Origin of the sequence: Colwellia sp. BRX8-5 (genome assembly GCF_014077325.1) — a bacterium.
In the GTDB taxonomy this organism is placed as follows: domain Bacteria; phylum Pseudomonadota; class Gammaproteobacteria; order Enterobacterales; family Alteromonadaceae; genus Colwellia_A.
Genome location: NZ_JACGVR010000023.1, coordinates 13,549 through 32,041 on the forward strand (window position 1 = coordinate 13,549; position 18,493 = coordinate 32,041).

At 38.1% G+C, this 18,493-nt stretch carries 11 protein-coding genes; 7 read left to right on the forward strand and 4 right to left on the reverse strand.

The window, feature by feature from the left end; translation table 11 throughout:
* The first annotated feature begins 13 nt into the window (after positions 1-13).
* Genes H4J62_RS14205 through H4J62_RS14215 form a run of 3 tightly spaced genes read left to right on the forward strand, consistent with a single transcriptional unit; the run spans position 14 to position 3,369 of the window.
* Positions 14-1,147 (forward strand): glycosyltransferase family 4 protein, encoded by a 1,134-nt coding sequence (locus H4J62_RS14205; RefSeq protein WP_182217315.1) that lies wholly within the window; start codon positions 14-16, stop codon positions 1,145-1,147.
* Positions 1,144-2,310, forward strand: coding sequence for a nucleotide sugar dehydrogenase (locus H4J62_RS14210; protein WP_182217317.1), 1,167 nt, complete (start codon positions 1,144-1,146; stop codon positions 2,308-2,310). Before H4J62_RS14205 ends, H4J62_RS14210 begins: the two co-directional genes overlap by 4 nt.
* A gap of 24 nt (positions 2,311-2,334) precedes the next feature.
* Entirely contained in the window at positions 2,335-3,369 is a 1,035-nt protein-coding gene (locus H4J62_RS14215; protein ID WP_182217318.1) for an NAD-dependent epimerase, read from the forward strand.
* Between the two features lie 184 nt (positions 3,370-3,553).
* Here the strand turns inward: H4J62_RS14215 and H4J62_RS14220 are convergent, their stop codons facing one another.
* Genes H4J62_RS14220 through H4J62_RS14235 form a run of 4 tightly spaced genes read right to left on the reverse strand, consistent with a single transcriptional unit; the run spans position 3,554 to position 10,814 of the window.
* Positions 3,554-4,876, reverse strand: a complete 1,323-nt coding sequence (locus tag H4J62_RS14220; RefSeq protein ID WP_182217320.1) for a hypothetical protein — start codon at positions 4,874-4,876, stop codon at positions 3,554-3,556.
* A 3-nt stretch (positions 4,877-4,879) separates the two neighbouring features.
* A complete protein-coding gene (locus H4J62_RS14225; RefSeq protein ID WP_182217322.1) occupies positions 4,880-7,759 on the reverse strand; it encodes a site-specific integrase in 2,880 nt (959 codons plus the stop codon).
* Positions 7,759-10,149: a hypothetical protein gene (locus H4J62_RS14230; RefSeq protein WP_182217324.1), complete on the reverse strand. Its 2,391-nt coding sequence runs from the start codon at positions 10,147-10,149 to the stop codon at positions 7,759-7,761. The genes H4J62_RS14225 and H4J62_RS14230 overlap by 1 nt, the downstream gene beginning before the upstream one ends.
* Before the next feature lie 14 nt (positions 10,150-10,163).
* Positions 10,164-10,814 (reverse strand): hypothetical protein, encoded by a 651-nt coding sequence (locus H4J62_RS14235; RefSeq protein ID WP_182217326.1) that lies wholly within the window; start codon positions 10,812-10,814, stop codon positions 10,164-10,166.
* A gap of 801 nt (positions 10,815-11,615) precedes the next feature.
* Here H4J62_RS14235 and H4J62_RS14240 point away from each other — a divergent pair.
* The 4 genes from H4J62_RS14240 (at position 11,616) to H4J62_RS14255 (ending at position 18,473) form a co-directional block, all read left to right on the forward strand.
* Complete coding sequence (locus H4J62_RS14240) at positions 11,616-12,842, forward strand: RNA-guided endonuclease TnpB family protein (protein WP_182217327.1); 1,227 nt, start codon at positions 11,616-11,618, stop codon at positions 12,840-12,842.
* A 227-nt stretch (positions 12,843-13,069) separates the two neighbouring features.
* Complete coding sequence (gene galU / locus H4J62_RS14245; RefSeq protein ID WP_182217329.1) at positions 13,070-13,969, forward strand: UTP--glucose-1-phosphate uridylyltransferase GalU; 900 nt, start codon at positions 13,070-13,072, stop codon at positions 13,967-13,969.
* 1,166 nt (positions 13,970-15,135) lie between these two features.
* On the forward strand, positions 15,136-16,755 hold the full coding sequence (gene pgi, locus H4J62_RS14250) for a glucose-6-phosphate isomerase (RefSeq protein ID WP_182217330.1): 1,620 nt from the start codon (positions 15,136-15,138) through the stop codon (positions 16,753-16,755).
* 188 nt (positions 16,756-16,943) lie between these two features.
* Positions 16,944-18,473 (forward strand): SulP family inorganic anion transporter, encoded by a 1,530-nt coding sequence (locus tag H4J62_RS14255; RefSeq protein ID WP_182217332.1) that lies wholly within the window; start codon positions 16,944-16,946, stop codon positions 18,471-18,473.
* Positions 18,474-18,493 lie beyond the last annotated feature (20 nt).

The following is an 18,493-nucleotide window of genomic DNA, read 5'->3' on the forward strand; positions in this document are numbered from 1 at the left end:
AGGTTTAATTTTTATGGCGACTATCGCTATCAGTGCTAACACCAGTTGGTATTTATATAACTTTAGAAAAAACACAATAACGGCTTTGTTACAACAGGGCTACCAAGTTATCGCAATAGCACCTGAAGATGAGTATTCAGCTAAATTATCTGCATTAGGTTGTAAGTTTATTGATATTAAAATCGATCAAGGTGGTACAAACCCTGTCCGTGATATCAAAACCTTTTTCGATTTTTATCATATTTATAAAACCACAAATATTGATGTTGTTTTAAACTTTACACCTAAAAATAATATTTACAGTACCTTAGCGGCTCATTTTAATAACACTAAAGCTATTAATAATATTGCTGGATTAGGTATTTTGTTTATCAATGAAAGTATTACTTCTAAAATAGCAAAGTTTTTGTATAAGATTAGCCAGTCTAAAGCCTCTAAATTATTTTTTCAGAATGAAGAGGACCGCCAGCTTTTTTTAGAAAACAAAATAACCACAATGGTGCCAACTGATAGGTTACCTGGTTCAGGTGTTGATTTGTCACGTTTCACACTCTCTCCTGCACCGGATGATAACAAAGTTAGATTCTTGCTTATTGCACGTATGTTATATGACAAAGGCATTCAACAATATGTTGATGCGGCGCGTAACTTAAAACAAAAACATGGCACAAATGTAGAGTTATGTTTATTAGGCTTTTTAGATGTCAATAATCCTTCGGCCGTATCTACTGTTGATATGAATTCCTGGGTCGAGGAGGGGATCATTAACTACCTTGGTGTATCTGATAATGTAGAACAAGAAATAGCAAAAGTTGATTGTATGGTGTTGCCTTCTTATTATCGTGAGGGCGTGCCAAAATCGTTACTCGAAGCGGGATCAATGGGCAAGCCTATTGTCACAACTGACAGTGTTGGGTGCCGTGAAACTGTAGATGACGGAATTAATGGCTATCTTTGTGAACCCCGCTCAAGTGAAAGTTTGACTGAAAAATTATCGTTGATCATTGAGATGTCTCATGAACAACGACTTGAAATGGGCCTAAAGAGCCGAGAAAAGATTCAAAAAGAATTTGATGAAAAAATAGTGATCAATAAGTATTTAGCTGCTGTTGATGTATGTATTCAAAATAAAATGGAAATGTTATGAAAATAGCTATTGCAGGAACAGGTTACGTAGGATTATCAAATGCTATGTTATTAGCACAACACAATGAAGTGGTTGCGGTTGATATTATTGAAGAAAAAATTAAGTTGTTAAACGATAAGAAGTCGCCAATTTCTGATGTTGAAATTGAAGATTTTTTATTAAACAAAGACTTAAACTTTACCGCGACTTTGGATAAAGAATTCGGATATAAAAATGCTGATTTTGTAATCATAGCAACACCAACAGATTATGACGTTGAAACTAATTATTTCAATACGTCATCAGTTGAAGCTGTTATTAAAGATGTTTTAGCCATTAACCCAAATGCAGTTATGATTATAAAATCGACTGTGCCGGTTGGTTATACACAAAGTGTAAGAGAAAAGTTTAATTGTCAAAATATAATATTCTCTCCTGAGTTTCTTCGCGAAGGTAAGGCGCTGTATGACAATTTGCACCCGTCAAGAATCATTGTTGGTGAGAATAGTGAACGCGCAAAAGTTTTTGCTAATTTACTCGCTCAAGGTGCTATAAAAGAAGATATTGATATTCTGTTCACGGATTCAACAGAAGCTGAAGCTGTTAAACTGTTTTCAAATACTTACCTAGCTATGCGTGTTGCCTATTTTAATGAGTTAGACAGCTACGCAGAAGCACATGGCTTAGATTCTAAACAAGTGATTGAAGGTGTTAGTTTAGACCCACGCATTGGTAACCATTATAATAACCCTTCTTTTGGTTACGGTGGTTATTGTTTGCCCAAAGATACCAAGCAACTACGTGCTAATTATAAAGATGTACCTAACTGTATTATCAGCGCTATTGTTGATTCTAACAGCACCCGCAAAGATTTTATTGCTGACTCTATTATTAAGCGTAACCCGAAGGTAGTGGGTGTATATCGCCTTATTATGAAGAGTGGTTCTGATAATTTTAGGTCGTCTTCTATTCAAGGTATTATGAAACGCATAAAAGCTAAAGGTATTGAAGTTGTTATTTTTGAACCTGAATTAACCGAAGCTGAATTCTTTCACTCAAAAGTTATTACTGATTTAAATGAGTTTGCTGCAATTTCTGATGTTATTGTTTCTAATAGAATGTGTACAGAATTAGACTTTGTTGCTGACAAAGTTTACACACGTGACCTTTTTGGTAATGATTAGTTTGCTTCGGATTAAGGGATAATTATGAAGTATTTAGTAACCGGTGCAGCTGGATTTATAGGCTTTCACCTAACAAAACGATTATGCGCGCAAGGGCATGATGTTGTTGGTATTGATAATTTAAATGATTATTACGATGTTAACCTTAAGCTCGCCCGTTTAGCGGAATTAGATAAGTTTACTGTTAAAAATACCACAAATGATAATGGTGTTTTTCGATTTATAAAGTTAGACCTCACCGAACGTGAAGGGATAGCGACATTATTTACCGATGAAAAGTTTGATCGTGTTGTTCACTTAGCGGCACAAGCGGGTGTTAGGTATTCAATCGAGAATCCTATGGCTTATGCTGACTCTAATTTAATTGGTCACTTAACCATTCTTGAAGGTTGTAGAAATAATAATATTAAACATTTGATCTATGCTTCTTCTAGTTCGGTTTATGGTTTGAACAATAAAACGCCATTTTCAACCAGCGACTCAGTTGACCACCCAGTATCGCTTTATGCAGCAACCAAAAAATCTAATGAATTGATGGCTCATAGTTATTCACATCTTTATGACGTGCCAACTACAGGGTTAAGATTTTTCACCGTTTACGGATCATGGGGACGACCTGATATGGCGCCCTATATATTCACTAAGAAAATTTTAGATGGCGATACGATTGATATTAACAATAATGGTGATATGTGGCGTGACTTTACCCATGTAGACGATATTGTTGAAGGTATTGTTCGCATTGCTGATGTTGTTCCAGTGCGTGATCCTACTTGGAAAGTGGAAAGTGGTTCTGCTGCTTCTAGTTCTGCACCTTATGCTATTTATAACATAGGCCATGGTTCACCTATTAATTTGATGGGTTTTGTTAAGGCCATTGAAGATGAACTGGGCATTGAAGCTACGAAAAACTTTCGTGAAATGCAAGCGGGTGATGTTTATCAAACCTATGCAGAAGTTGATGACTTATTTGACGCTGCAGGTTACAAATCGAAAGTAACTGTTGAGAAAGGTGTTGCTGAATTCGTTAAGTGGTATCGAGCATTTTACAATAAGTAGAAAATAGATTTTTAGAATATTATTTTCATGAAGAAACGATGTCATTTGGTGTTGAGTTGACTGATGATTTTCGAGCTCATTCGGCTGAATTGATCGGCTAGTGTAACTTTACCGTCATGCTGAATTTATTTCAGTATCAGGGTTTTGTGCTTTTATTAGCTTCATTAAGTCCTATTATCTATCACTACTTCTTTATCACAATCAACTTATAGAATTTTTTATGTTGTATACCTTCCTGTTTGATGAGCAAGTGGCCTATATCGTCAACAGCCCACTGGCAAGAAATATCCGTTGAGGTAAATGCTGACACTGCGTTATCAAAAGCGGCGAGATTATAACTGTAAGTTTGTGAAGTCTTGAACGGTGATGGGCTTATTAGCACAACTTCTGATTCTGGTGTACTGGCATTATTAAAGCTGCAGTTATATCGAGTAGTCACTTTAAAAGGAAGTATTTGAGTTGATGGCTTATGTGTAGATTCAAATACTATCATGCTGTGTTTTTTATCGTCACTGATAAATTGAGTGAGCATTTGCTTCACATTTTCAATTTCACAATCTTCATGATGGTTGGCGATGTTAAGCTGCGACACGATTGCAGAAATTTCTTTTTTTTGTGAAATCGTCTTGACTCTTAACAAAGCACTATCAATTTTAAAAAGTAGTTGGTTGTGGTCTCGCGCAATTGTTATCTGGTGTGCATCACCGCACAGTTTTAGTAGCGTTGAAGCGGTTTTAATACCAAGAGAGACAAGAAACTCTTCATCAACTCCCCCTTGTGATAAAGGTAACACTTCAACGCCTAAACAAACGCTACTTAGAGCGTAGAGACCAAGGTTGTTTTTTTGAGTCACGTGAAGATAAAATTCATGCGTACCTAATATTGTTTGTCCATTGGCTTGGTAGTTGTGTTTGGCTACAGTGAGTGTGTTATTAAATGCAGCCGTAAAATTGTTCACATCGATGTTTCTTAATCTGATTTTTTCTGAAAAGTTAAAGTCGTATAATGCTAGGTTGTTATCATCTACATCAATATAGTGAAGACTATGCTTAGGAAAAACAATCGAGTTTTTTTGCCTTTTTTCTTCATTTAGCTGGTCAGAAATAATATTGGCTTGGTCGGTGGTTTCTTTTTGCTTGATAGAAAAACTCATCCGTTTTTCATCGGCCATGATGTTGATAAAAATTAAGGCGTTGCTCTGTTGTGTCGCCATTAATTCACACTGTTTAATAAAACCAATAAATTTACTCGCGTCAACGAACAACTGTTTATTATCTGAGGAGGCTGGATTAATGCAGTTAATATGTAAGTCTACGGAGCCTTGAATGCCTGTTGATGAAAGGGTGCTTGTGGTAAGCCTTAATACTTTATTTTCGCAATCAATGGTTAATAGTATAAAGCCACTATTGATTTGATCAACCTGACGATTTTCAGCCGTGTTTGGCACGGCAATCGTTGAGAATTTTTGAAGCTGAGTAGGTAAGTTTGAAGGTAAGGTTATGAGCATTGTTTATTTCACCATTGAGCGTGTAAATACACTTTCTGTAAAAGTCAGGTAGGCTAAAATTAAGTCGATTATTTCCGGTAATATTAACCACAGAGCCCAATTGAGACGGTAAGGTCGTAGCGCTGCCGTTGCCGATTTTGATGTACCTTCAGTTATTCGACATGGACGGCCTGTTTTATCTATCACGTCTTTCCAAGAGTTGAGCTGAACACTGTCCTTTCCTGACATTGTTATTGGATAGTGTTTATCGATGTCTATGGCATTTAAGGCGTTTAAGTGTCGCTTTAACTCTCTGATATTATTAATTGGCATGTTTATTTTTAATTTGTGTTGTAATTGACGTAATGCGGTTACTTCAATGCTCGTAAAGTCATTTATCCGCCAGTCGAGATGCTGACTAAGTTTTAACCAAGGGATGTATTGATTCGTTAAAAGTGTTAACGGTGATGGAAGTTCCGATGTTTTTTCGATGAACACCATCATCCATGGCGCCAATTGCGTATCATTGAGACCTTGAGAAGCTAAGGATAGCTGCTGAGTAAAACGGCTAAAGCATAGATTATTGTCTGGCGTTAGCATGTTTGTTGATAGATGAGGTTTAACCTTTGCCTTATAAAAGTTTGGTACTTTATTGTATTTTGTTATGACCCATCGAAGTGTTTCGTTTTTTAACAGCCAAACACATTTTTTTGTTTGTTTTGATGGTGTGCTTAATTTTTTGGCAAGATTAAACCCGTACTTTAAGTTAGCGCTAACGCAGTGTAGTAATTCTGGTTTCGATACAGTGTATTCCGTTTTTGATTGTTGAAAAATAACATAATCTACTAAGTGTAAATAATTACCTAAGGTGGTTGCAGGGCCTGCATGCCCAACCAGTAAAGCAATTGCATCTAGCACCGGAAAAGTTAAATCAAAGGTAGTGCCTAGTGCACTAAAAAAGGCTTTAATATGTGTTAACTTTTCCTTGGAAAATAACGGATGTTCAAATGCGCCCGGCAAATAGCTTATCAGTCCCGTAAGTAGTGAAAAAGTGAGTAGGGCATTGTTCGCTCCACAATGACGAAGTAAATGTGTTACCCAGGTATCATCTAAGGTTTCTTTTCTTAAAAAAGTGATGAATTGTTGCTCGAGTGTGTGATACGGCCATTCGTCAAAAAGTAATGCCTCTTTTCCTGTGATATTTAATCTCTGTTGGTATAGCGTGATCAACTGTCTCAATACATCATCGCTCAACATGCATAATGGAAACTTCCGAACGCTTTGCAAAGACTTTCGTTTTTTATCTGGTGTGATGTTAATGAGCCCACACTCAAAATCAATATCCCCAACCTTTAAACTCAGTACATCATCTTCACGAAAGCACCCGTAATAGCAAAGCTGCATAAACAAGGTGATTTGCTGTTCAAAAATCCCTTTTCCTGTTTTAAATTTCTCACAAATTAGGTCGAATTGACGAGGACTTAAGTAGTTAGTGCGTACCCGACCATCGCGATGTGTTAAATTGATTTGTTCAATATCGATAGTCGGTAACTCATTAAATCGATTGATGAAGTGCAAAAAGCGTACGCAGGTTAATTGGCGTTTACTGCATGAGATCTGATCAATTGCTGCTTGGCTCTGTTTGTTAAGGTTATTTGTACTAAGCCTCCTAAAGTCATAGGTACCGAAGGCTGTTTGAATAAATTGATTAACGTCAGAAAAATATGTTAATAAAGACCTCGCGGCTAGCTTTTCTGTCCAAGGAGAGCCGTTTTCGAACAAATAGGCGATCCACGAAATCGCCATTAATAGTGCGAGGTTCATTGGGCATTGCTGACAGTTTTTTAATTGGCGAAGGCATTCTTGATAGCTTGCTGCACGATGATCATTTTTTACATTAACTGTCATATAATGTCTGAGCGTACCATTCACATGACGCTTTGCTTTTGTATTGTCTCCCTTAGCTGTCTGGTTATCTGATTCATAGGGAAGTCTTAACGTTGTGATGCTTCGTGAAGATGACGCTGTGATCTCTACGGGTGTATTGGTAAATAAGTGAACTAACTGTTCATCAGTGAGACTATGCTCGTTTGGCCAATACTGGTGCAAGCCTGCCGGTTGTTGCAGTAAACCAATATCACGTAAAATGGAGGTAAGTGGATATTTATTCAACGCTTCGCTCAAGTCAGCAAACGCAAACTCGAGATAAGTGTTGATTGCTTTTTGTGCTATATTTTTTCCTGCCATTTTCTTAGTTGAATCTAAGTGGGGAAGCTCAGAGCTGTTTAAGTGATGAAGCAGTAATGCGCCCATTGGTCTCAACCAAACTCTCTGGTGGCTATTGGGCAAAAATGCAGTAATAGCAGGAACCGCTTCAAAAAAATACCAAGCATCAAAAGGCAGTGCTGCTAGTTCATTTAATGCTGATAAACGATTGATATTGCATTCGAGTGCGCAGAGTAACAACCATCGACCAAATGTAAGTTGGTGTTGGTTATTCATTGAACGGTTCAAATCAATCTGGTTAGGGTGATAGAGACGTTCACAGAGTTGAGTAACTAAATTAATCGGCAATGTATCAGCGTGAAAAAGTGGTGTGTCAACGGGGGATGAAATCAGTTGAGCAGGGGCTTTAAGTTTTGGGGCTTGCTTTTGATGCAAACGAAAAAGCGCTTGTATGCATAAGTTAAAGCAGCTTAGCTCAGCATCTGTCGATATGTAGTCCCTTAAAAGACGCGGGAGCGTAGCTATCGAATTAGCAGCCCATTTATCAACAGATTTTATTAATAGTTTGTGAATTTCAGGGATGGCCAAAAACTCGGTGATCAACTCTCTTCTCTCGCGATCCTCATCAGCAAGCTCTGTGAGAAGATGATTGTGATAGTCGTTTATTTTGTGTTTCATTAAAGAGCCCTTCCATTGTCAATGAGTTTTTCAATGAGTAACAGGCATGCTTTGTCACTTTTATTAAATACGCTCATTAGGGACGACAACTTAACTGACTGTTGAACAGCAAGTTGAATAGGGCTGCATAAATTGTATTGCCCGAGTGGTGATTGTCCGATTTTAAAATGATTCATTTGTAAATTGAGGTGTTGTTGGTTGAACTTATCAGAGGTCGGTGCGTGTAAGTCGTTATCTATCCACAAAGTACATAAGCTTTGACGAAAGCTGTTTGGATCAAGTTGAATATTTAGTTTTGTAAATACATTTTGAAGTACTTCTTTATTCATTTCTATCGGTTGACCCTTCTTTAAATTCGCTAGGCTAGGTTGTTCCGAGATATTTAGGTAGGAAGAGCTGTAAAACCAGTCAGTCCACTGCTTCCAAATTTCGCTCAACGTGTTGTCGAGAAAGATCAAGCGATGTTCGCCATTTTTATGGGCGTCTTTATCTTGGGTTGTAAAAATGCTGTGCACTAGGCTAGTCGCTGAGAATGCAGGAAAAGGTTGTTTTACTGGCCGTAATCCACCGCTAAAACAGGCTCTTAAGGCAATATAACAGGTGATGAGTTGACTAACCTTTTCGATACCCTGCCTTAATTTCTTTTGGCGAAGTTGTGTGTATTTGATAAAGCTATTTTCAAAGTAATCAGCGAGTAATTTAAGGTGATCTTGTTTTACTGAAAGTGCCGCCCCAAAACTTTGCAGACTGTTTTTACCTTCAGGCTTGCTAAGTTCATCAGATCCTATCAGTGAACCCGCTTCGAGAGAGAACCCAATCTCTTTTATGAAGTTCAGCCATTGGTTATGGAGTGTATATTGCAAAGTTTGCTTATCCGCGTTGCTATAGTAATGTTGGATCATCGCGCTACCTTGCTGCCATCCCAAGTAAGAACTTGGAATGCGGCCCGAAATATAGTGATGAAAGCAGCTTCGAATTTGAGCAGCCTTGACATATTGGTGGCAATGACTGTTGTAAGCTTTTATCTTTTCTTTTAACCAGTTACGGTATTGTTGTTCATCAATCTTGGAGATATAAACTAAGGGGTTAGCGTGTCTTTTCGTAGCATTGACTAGCTTTAATGGGATATATAAAAGGTGCTGGAGAGGATAGGGAACGATCAGTGTCACAGGCCTATCATCACTACTGGTAGAGTACACATTCGATGTTGCTGATGGTGCTTGTTTTCCCTTGACCAATAACTGTGTTATCACTAAGTAAGCATGGCAGTGACCATCATTAGTCAAATGGTAGTGCAAACCAGGCTGTGTATCATGATCTATAATTTTCCTTGTACGCTGGTTAAATAACCTCAGTGATTTGATCTGAGAATATGGGAGAGCTAGCCACAACTCGAGAAAGATGATCACCCAATACCAGCACTCTTTTTGTGTAATGATATCTAATGTGTTATCCATCAATTGTGGAAAGCTATATGTGAGGAAGCCTTCCAGCTCTTTTGGTGTCAGTGCCTTCTGACTCAGTGGTAGCTTAAGGTTTTGCCTGCGTATTGCACTTTTTAGTCCCCCTAGCTTTTGACGGTAGTGTTGCTGTTGCGACTTTATACTTAAAGGCTTGCTCGGTTTCAGTGTTAAATACGACTGTTGAACTTCTCCACTTTCATCAACAAATTGATACTGTTGCAGTTGATCACCTTGGAAATCAAATGAGTGGTCAGTTAAACACTGAAGCCCGTTCTTTTTAATTTTATTTATACGTGGTTTACGTACGAGATACTGAGAAATCGTATCGAACGTTGGACTAATATCATTCAGCACAACAAGCTGAGCTTTTAGTTCAAAATTAGTCAGTATATAAAATTCAGCGATTGTCACATGCTTCGTGAGCGTTGAGATGTCTATATTCAACGCTCTTGCTTTGTCGAGTGCTAGTAATGGGGAATAGAGATCATCAGGTAACAATAAGTAAATACGAGCAGTGAGCAATGTCCACCAATGCAGATCAATTTCGTTTTTCTGGTGATTGCTAGCAATTAACACTAGCGTCGAAAAAAGTGGGTGATCGGTTAGGAAGTCATGTAAATCACGGCGAGTTATCTTTCTTTTGTTAGTGGCACCTGATGTCGCTATCACCTTATTCTTAAATAAAAGAGCAATAGCGCTTTTTAGCTCCTCTTGCTGCTTTCTTTGATATGCATTTTTTTCGGGTACAAGTTCACAGCACATTCGGTGGAAAAGTGGGAGTATCTCACTAAGACGATCAAATAAAGGAGATAAAGGCGGTAGCTTAAATGCTTGCCAAACTCTCTGAACATCATAGTTATAGACGTTGGCGTATATTCCTGTTGACGCTATTTTTTCAGAATTTACGATATAATTAGGATAGGGCATCAAATTATTCCTTTTTACCAATCAAACATTGAGTCAAAGTCATTCACAATATTTTGATTAAAAACATCGTGTTCAAGTTGTTTATGTCCAGTAGATTTATCAGTGTTTTCTGCACGCGTTTTAGCGGCGATACTTAACGAGGATTGATTTATTCCAAGGATTTTTGCGTACTGATGCTGACTAAACTTAAACCCCAGATCAACAATGTCATTTAAGTTTTTTTCAATCGATTTTAATTCACTCATTTTTATTGAAGAAAAAGTGGTTAAATAAGAATGTAAAACAAGTATTTGCTTCAGTTCTTCTAAGGTATTCACTTGACTGGATATATAGCTATTGATTTTTATGTCGGGGTATTGCTTTTTGGCAACATACCAAAATTCAGCATATTGAACCGGGTAATACTCACCATCCAATTCTATGAGTGCAATGCTGATTTTTTGTAATTGTTCAATCATCAACTTGAATGCCGTTAGATTGTTAAACGCAATATTTAAAAAGTACTCTTCAGCTTTATTTAACTCTCTTATGTCTTTTATGAAGCTAAATTTGCTTAGATTGATCACTTTTTTCTTGTTCCTCTTTTTTGTTTTATTGGTACTCGCGTTATTACTTGTTTTTTGTGGTTTTTTTAAAACGCTATTATTAGATTTACTTGAACTCATACGTTTACTCCGATATTTAACTTATATATTTAGGCTTTATGACAATATGTTTTCTTATTCGGTATTGTGTGAATTACTTCATCTAAATATGCATTAAATGTGAAATAACTGATTATTTATTAAAATAAACACGTATCAAGGTCAATTAGCACCTTAATTTGGTTATAAATAATCTCACAAGAAATTCGCCAATACCCTCATGTGTGAACTAATTCATCTAAATATAGGTAGATAAAAATATAAATATTAATCAAACGTGAAATAGCTGAGTATTTATTAAATTAAACACGTATCAAGGTGAACTAGAACCTCAATTTTTTTATAAATAATCTCACAGGAAAACAGACGTTGATCTACGTATTTGTCACTAAACAGTGAATAATCGAAGGGAATGGTCTTTATTTTTTATGTTAGGGGATATGTGTCTTCGCATTTTGTAAAGAACGAGAGTTCCAAAATGTAAGCTGCAAAGAAAAATCAACGGTGCAATAATATTACTTTATTCATATAAACGTCCTTTTTGATAAATACAGGGCATCCCTTGCTCTATCTTTTTCTTACCACTTACTTTATCTCAATATATATATTTATTACTTCTAAATTTAAATGTGGTTAACTTACTGATTATTAGTGCTTTATTTTGTTTTTAGGCAGGTTGTGTCCGGTTCGTATGTTCAAAAAATTAAATTTACATCAGGCTCTAAATTTTATTAGCACCGTCGAGAAAACTCGGTACTTTAGTACCGAGATGAATCGATAATTTCTTGACAATCTCTGCTTGTACAGTACGCTATACAGTATATGAAAAGGACGCTCAAATACAATTACCGGCTCAAGCCAACAGTAGACCAAGAAGTTAAACTCGTAGCGTTTGGCTCATATGCTCGTGGGCTGTGGAACTTGTTGCTGTCTGAAAATATACGTCGATATCGATACGATAAAACGTTTTTGTTTTACCCTGAAATGGCGGGGTTAATTCGTGACTTGAAAAAGTTCGACGAATTCTTTTGGCTCAAAGCCTTCGACGCTGCTGCGGCACAGCAAGTAGCTCGTGATTTGGAAGCGGCTTTAAAAAACGCATTCACAAAAGGTCGATTGCAGCAGTTTCCTACTTTCAAAGTGAGCTTTAAACAAAAAAAGCTTCACGATGACAGCTTTAGGTGCGTTAATAATTCCAACTGTATCCGCATCGAAAAAGGGGCTGTTAGCCTCCCTGAAATTGGTAAAGTGCCGATTGTTTTACATCGAAAACTAGTCAGTAAAATAAAATCAGCTACCGTTCAATTTAAACATGGTAAATGGTATATTTCACTCACTCAAGAAGTTGACTGCAAAAGCGCAAAGCAAGTATTATCAACGCTTGTAGGTTATGATATTAACAGCCAGTACACCGTCGTTGGTTCAAATGGGTGGTACGTTAAAAACCCGAAAACTTTCAAAAAATCTTCAACAAAATTAAAGCAAATTCAAGTCCAGTTGAGCCGTCGAAAGAAAGGCTCTACTCGCTGGCACAAAACAAAAACACGCTTAAATAAACTTCACGGAAAAATCTCTCGCCAACGCCTAGCGTTTGCGCACGAAGTATCATGTTCGATAGCCAAGACCAGTGATATTATCGTGTTTGAGGATTTAAACGTGAAAGGAATGCAGCAGTTTAATGGTAAAATGGTGAACGATAATGTGATGGGTATGGTCACAGCGTTAACTAAGTACAAGGCTGAATTAAATGGCGCTGTGTACCATGAAATAGGTCGATATGTGAAATCGTCAGGCATTTGTTGCGAATGCAAACATGAGCATAAATTCGATTTGAGAGTGAGAAATTTCGCGTGTGAGCGCTGCGGCACAGTGCAGTGTAGAGATTTGTCTGCCGCTAAGTCAGTGGCAGACACCGGCGAAAAAGAGTTAATAGCTAATGGGATATTAGTTAGGGCGTTGCCCAACACTCAGCAGAAATCACCTTCTAAAATGAAAGTCTTTGAGCAATCAAAGTTTGGTGTGGGAACTGAGAAAAAAGAAGTAGCCTAGCCGTTAAAAGCTAGATTGCAGAAGCTCGGTACTTTAGTGCCGAGTAGTTCACTAGCTGGTATAGAGAGTTCTACAAAAAATAAACAATATCAGGCTAAAATTTTTTCACGATAAAAATGACATCAATTGATGTCATTTTTTATTTGTTGGGGGGAAATGTTTATTTCACCGTGACAATTGCTAAAAGTCCCTTTAATATTAGTTATCGTAAAAATTTAGGGACGAAAATGACAAATAAAATAACAAAAGCGGTAATTCCAGTAGCGGGTCTTGGTACTCGTATGTTGCCAGCAACTAAAGCAATTCCCAAAGAAATGCTGCCAATTGTAGACAAGCCGATGATCCAATACATAGTTAATGAATGTGTTGCGGCAGGTATTAAAGAAATTGTGCTAGTTACCCATTCTTCAAAAAACGCCATTGAAAATCATTTTGATAAATCTTTTGAACTTGAAACGACTTTAGAAAATCGTGTTAAGCGTCAGTTGCTTGAAGAGATTCAAGCTATTTGCCCGAAAGACGTTACCATACTGCATGTTCGTCAAGGTGAAGCGAAAGGCTTGGGTCATGCTGTATTGAAGGCTCGTCCTATTATTGGTAACGAACCTTTTGTTGTGGTACTACCTGATGTTATTTTAGATGATGCTACGGCCGATTTGAAAACTGAAAATTTAGCGGCGATGTTAACGCGTTATGATGAAGTGGGTGGTTACAGCCAAATTATGGTTGAACCTGTACCAATGGATCAAGTCAGTAGTTATGGTGTGGTTGATTGTGGTGGTGTTGAGCTTGCCCCCGGTGAGTCAAAAACTATGACGGCTATTGTTGAAAAACCAGCAATGGAAGACGCGCCATCAAACTTAGCCGTTGTTGGTCGCTATGTCCTTTCTGAGAAAATTTGGGATTTATTAAAGTTAACCCCTCCAGGTGCTGGTGATGAAATTCAATTAACTGACGCTATTGCGATGTTAATGGAAAAAGAAACGGTTGAAGCTTTCCATATGACAGGTAAGTCACATGACTGTGGTTCTAAACTAGGCTATATGAAAGCGAATGTAGAATACGGTTTACGCCACCCAGAATTAGCTGATGATTTCAGAGCATATTTAACCGACTTGATGAAGTAACAACTGTTTTTGTGCTTTTGTGCTTTTGTGTTTTTGAACTTTGAACTTTGAACTTTGTACTTTTGTCGTCATGCTGAATTCATTTCAGTATCTGGTTTTTGTTGTCGCAAGTACAGATCCTGAAACAAGTTCAGGATGACTGTGTAGTGTTCAGGATGATGGCGTTGGTATCAGGATGATGGTTATCCCACAGGATTACGTTATTGGTATCAGGGAGTCGTTAATCGTTTAGTACTTCTGTCGTCATGCTGAATTTATTTCAGTATCTGGTTTTTGTTGTTGTAAGTACAGATCCTGAAACAAGTTCAGGATGACGGTGTAGTGTTCAGGATGATGGTGTTGGTATCAGAGAGTCGTTAATCGTTTAGTACTTCTGTCGTCATGCTGAATTTATTTCAGTATCTGGTCTTTGTCGTTGTAAGTACAGATCCTGAAACAAGTTCAGGATGACGGTGTTGGTATCAGGGAGTCGTTAATCGTTTAGCACTTTTGTCGTCATGCTAAATTTATTTCAGTATCTGGTCTTTGTTGTTATAAGTACGGATCCTGAAACAAGTTCAGGATGACGGAGTAGTGTTCAAGATGACGGTTATCGCACCGGATGATGTTTATCCATTCGGATGACGGTATCAGAGAGTCGGTGATCGTTTAGTACTTCTGTCGTCATGCTGAATTTATTTCAGTATCTGGTCTTTGTTGTTATAAGTACAGATCCTGAAACAAGTTCAGGATGATGGTTATTCCACAGGATGATGGTGTTGGTATCAGGTAATCGTTTAGCACTCTTGTCGTCATGCTGAATTCATTTCAGTATCTGGTCTTTGTTGTCGCAAGTGCAGATCCTGAAACAAGTTCAGGATGACGGAGTAGTGTTCAGGATGATGGTTATCGCACCGGATGACTTTTATTTCTTAGGATGCCGGTGTTGGTATCAGAGAGTCGGTGATCGTTCAGCACTCTTGTCGTCATGCTGAATTTATTTCAGTATCTGGTCTTTGTTGTTGTAAGTACAGATCCTGAAACAAGTTCAGGATGACGGTGTTGTGTTCAGGGTGACTGTTATCCCACAGGATGACGTTATCAGGATGACTGTTATCCCACAGAATAACGGTATCAGCATGACGAACCTTCACCTATTTTAAATTTACTATAAGAAAAGTATAAATATGGATATATCTTCTTTATCAGCGCTTTCTAAAGCGGCCAAGTCTCGGGCAATTATTTCATTGTTCTCTACTGACCAAAGCCGTGTTGATCAATACTCAACTAGCAATGCTGGTCTATACCTCGACTTCTCTAAACAAAACATTAACTCGACAGAACTTAATCAGCTTTTTGAATTAGCAGAAAAGTCTAGTTTAGCTGAAAATATCAACGCGCAGTTCTGTGGTGAGGTTATCAATAACACTGAAAAGCGTGCCGTGCTTCATACCGTTCTTCGTGCCCCTGACGAAAAAAAACAAGCGATATTAGGTGCACAAGCTGACGAAGTTATTGCCACTGAGCAGCACATGGCCGACATCGTTAATGATATTAGTTCGGGAACGTTACTTTCAGCTTCTGGTGAAAAGTTCACTGATATTATCGCTATTGGTATTGGTGGCTCTTATTACGGTATTAAAGTGGCGCTTTCTGCATTAAGTACTTTTCATACCACCGGCTTGAATGCCCATGTTATTGCCAATGTTGACGGCGCTGCAGTTGAAGAGAAACTCGCTAAGCTGAATGTTGCTACCACCTTGGTCGTTGTTATTTCTAAAACTTTTACCACCCAAGAAACATTATTAAATGCGCTTGCGGTTAAAAACTGGATGCTAAAGCATTCTTCTGATACTGATATTATTGAAAAACAGTGGTTTGCGGTTAGTACTAATATCGTTAAAGCGACTGAGTTTGGTGTTTTAGAAAAAAACATTCTTCCGATGTGGGATTGGGTAGGCGGACGATTTTCGCTTTGGTCTGCTGTTGGTTTACCGCTGGCTTTAGTGATTGGCAATGAAAATTTCAATAAGCTGAAGCAGGGCGCTTATCAAATGGACCAGCATTTTCAAAATGCTCCCTTTGAGCAGAATATGCCGGTGTTAATGGCACTGCTTGGTATTTGGAATCGTAATGCTTTGCAGTATTCAAGCCTTGCTATTTTACCGTACGACCATTCTTTGCGGGCTTTACCCGGTTATCTACAACAAACAGATATGGAAAGTAATGGTAAGTCAGTATCTAATACTGGCGAGAAGTTAGCGTGGCAAACCGCCCCCACTGTTTTTGGTCAAGAGGGGACAAATGGTCAGCATGCTTTTATGCAATTAATGCATCAAAGCGATGATATTATTCCTACCGACTTTATTGTCTGTTTAAAAGGCGCGAGCAATTTGCCTGAGCATCATCAAGTATTAGTGGCTAATTGTTTTGCGCAAAGTGAAGCGTTAATGCGCGGTAAAACCTTAAATGAAGTTGAAGGTGAACTTGACGCCGCTGGCTTAACACCTGACGAAATTTCTCCACTTGCGCCACATAAAACCATGAAAGGTAATACACCCAGTAACACCTTATTACTTGAAGAAATGACACCCGAAAATTTAGGGGCCTTGCTTGCACTTTATGAACATAAAATTTTTGTACAAGGTGTTATTTGGCAGTTAAATTCTTTTGACCAATGGGGTGTTGAACTGGGCAAACAATTAGGCAACAGTATTTTATCAGCAATCAATGGTGGCGAAATGTCAATGCTGTCAGCTTCAAGTCAAAATCTAATCAAACGTTTTAATAGTTATACTAATAAGTAGCATTCAAATATGAACAATAACTAGTCATAAAAGTGGCTAGTTATTGACTTTTTCACGGCAAATCTATAGTATTCCCGCGCTTTTACCTTGATATACCCTCAAATAAGTCAATTAACGCTTCTTGTTAAGTTTTCCTATTATTAGGACGTCGTCAGGTTACACCCCACTATCCATAAAATGAGAGTGCAATGTTCGAATTACATGCCAGTAAAGTTTCTAACCTGAAGAACGATGTTCTTTCAGGACTTACCGTCGCCTTAGCGCTAGTGCCCGAAGCTGTTGCTTTTGCATTTGTTGCTGGTGTCGACCCTCTTGTTGGTTTATATGCTGCTTTTATGGTGGGTTTAATTACCTCTGTTTTCGGTGGACGCCCTGGCATGATTTCTGGTGCAACCGGCGCTATGGCTGTTGTCATGGTGAGTCTAGTGGCTATTCATGGTGTTGAGTATTTATTCGCTACGGTGGTATTAACAGGCTTGCTGCAAATTCTTGCTGGTATTTTTAAACTGGGTAAGTTTATCCGCTTAGTACCCCATCCGGTTATGCTTGGCTTTGTTAATGGTTTAGCCATCGTTATATTTTTAGCTCAGCTTGGTCAATTCAAATTTACTAATGACGCGGGTGAATTAGAATGGATGCAAGGGGCACCTCTTTATACCATGGCAGGGTTAATTCTTTTAACCATGGCAATTATTCATTTTTTCCCTAAGTTAACTAAAGCGGTACCGTCGACATTGGTCGCGATAGTTGCTGTGTCATTCTTAGTTTTCGGCCTTAATCTAGATACTAAGTTAGTGGGTGATGTTGCCTCTATAGCCGGCGGATTACCAACATTTAGCATACCTAGCGTACCGTTTGATTTAGAAATGTTAAAAATCATCTTTCCATTCGCTATCGTATTAGCAGCGATTGGTTTAATTGAATCATTATTAACGTTAACCCTTATTGATGAGTTAACCGGTACTCGTGGCCGTGGTAACCAAGAATGTATTGCACAGGGTGCAGCAAATACTGTTACGGGTTTCTTTGGCGGTATGGGTGGTTGTGCAATGATTGGTCAATCAATGATCAATGTGAACTCGGGTGGTCGAGGTCGAGCATCAGGTATTACTGCGGCATTAGCATTACTTGGCTTTATTTTATTTGCCTCAGGTTTAATTGAACAAATCCCTCTAGCGGCCTTAGTCGGCGTTATGTTTATTGTTGTTATTGGTACCTTTGAATGGTCGAGTTTCCGCATTTTAGGCAAAGTGCCGAAGGCTGATGCCTTTGTGATAATTCTTGTCTCAGGTGTTACTGTTTATTCAGATCTTGCTATTGCTGTTGTTGTTGGTGTTATTGTCTCAGCGCTAGTTTTTGCTTGGGAACATGCAAAACACGTTACCGTTCATCGCTCTACTAACGAGCATGGCTCAACCGTTTATGATGTTAAGGGACCGTTATTTTTTGGTTCGGTTGCAAACTTTTTAGAGCAGTTTGATATGGATGAAGCAAGTAGCGACATTATTGTAGAATTTAAAAATTCACGCGTTGTTGACCATTCTGCTATTGAAGCGATTGATACCTTAGCTGACCGTTATTTGTCGCGCGGCAAAACCATGCACTTAAGACATTTAAGCAGTGAATGTACAAAGTTATTGACCAAAGCGGGTAGCCTAGTTGAAATCAACGTGATTGAAGACCCTGACTATCATATTGCTACTGATAAATTAGACTAATATGATACAAGCCTATACAT

What these genes read in the sequence shown, in the direction of transcription:
- H4J62_RS14205 (WP_182217315.1), top strand. Translation starts at nt 14, where the DNA reads ATGGCGACTATCGCTATCAGTGCTAACACCAGTTGGTATTTATATAAC.
- H4J62_RS14210 (WP_182217317.1), top strand. Translation starts at nt 1,144, where the DNA reads ATGAAAATAGCTATTGCAGGAACAGGTTACGTAGGATTATCAAATGCT.
- H4J62_RS14215 (WP_182217318.1), top strand. Translation starts at nt 2,335, where the DNA reads ATGAAGTATTTAGTAACCGGTGCAGCTGGATTTATAGGCTTTCACCTA.
- H4J62_RS14220 (WP_182217320.1), bottom strand. Translation starts at nt 4,876, where the DNA reads ATGCTCATAACCTTACCTTCAAACTTACCTACTCAGCTTCAAAAATTC.
- H4J62_RS14225 (WP_182217322.1), bottom strand. Translation starts at nt 7,759, where the DNA reads ATGAAACACAAAATAAACGACTATCACAATCATCTTCTCACAGAGCTT.
- H4J62_RS14230 (WP_182217324.1), bottom strand. Translation starts at nt 10,149, where the DNA reads ATGCCCTATCCTAATTATATCGTAAATTCTGAAAAAATAGCGTCAACA.
- H4J62_RS14235 (WP_182217326.1), bottom strand. Translation starts at nt 10,814, where the DNA reads ATGAGTTCAAGTAAATCTAATAATAGCGTTTTAAAAAAACCACAAAAA.
- H4J62_RS14240 (WP_182217327.1), top strand. Translation starts at nt 11,616, where the DNA reads ATGAAAAGGACGCTCAAATACAATTACCGGCTCAAGCCAACAGTAGAC.
- galU (WP_182217329.1), top strand. Translation starts at nt 13,070, where the DNA reads ATGACAAATAAAATAACAAAAGCGGTAATTCCAGTAGCGGGTCTTGGT.
- pgi (WP_182217330.1), top strand. Translation starts at nt 15,136, where the DNA reads ATGGATATATCTTCTTTATCAGCGCTTTCTAAAGCGGCCAAGTCTCGG.
- H4J62_RS14255 (WP_182217332.1), top strand. Translation starts at nt 16,944, where the DNA reads ATGTTCGAATTACATGCCAGTAAAGTTTCTAACCTGAAGAACGATGTT.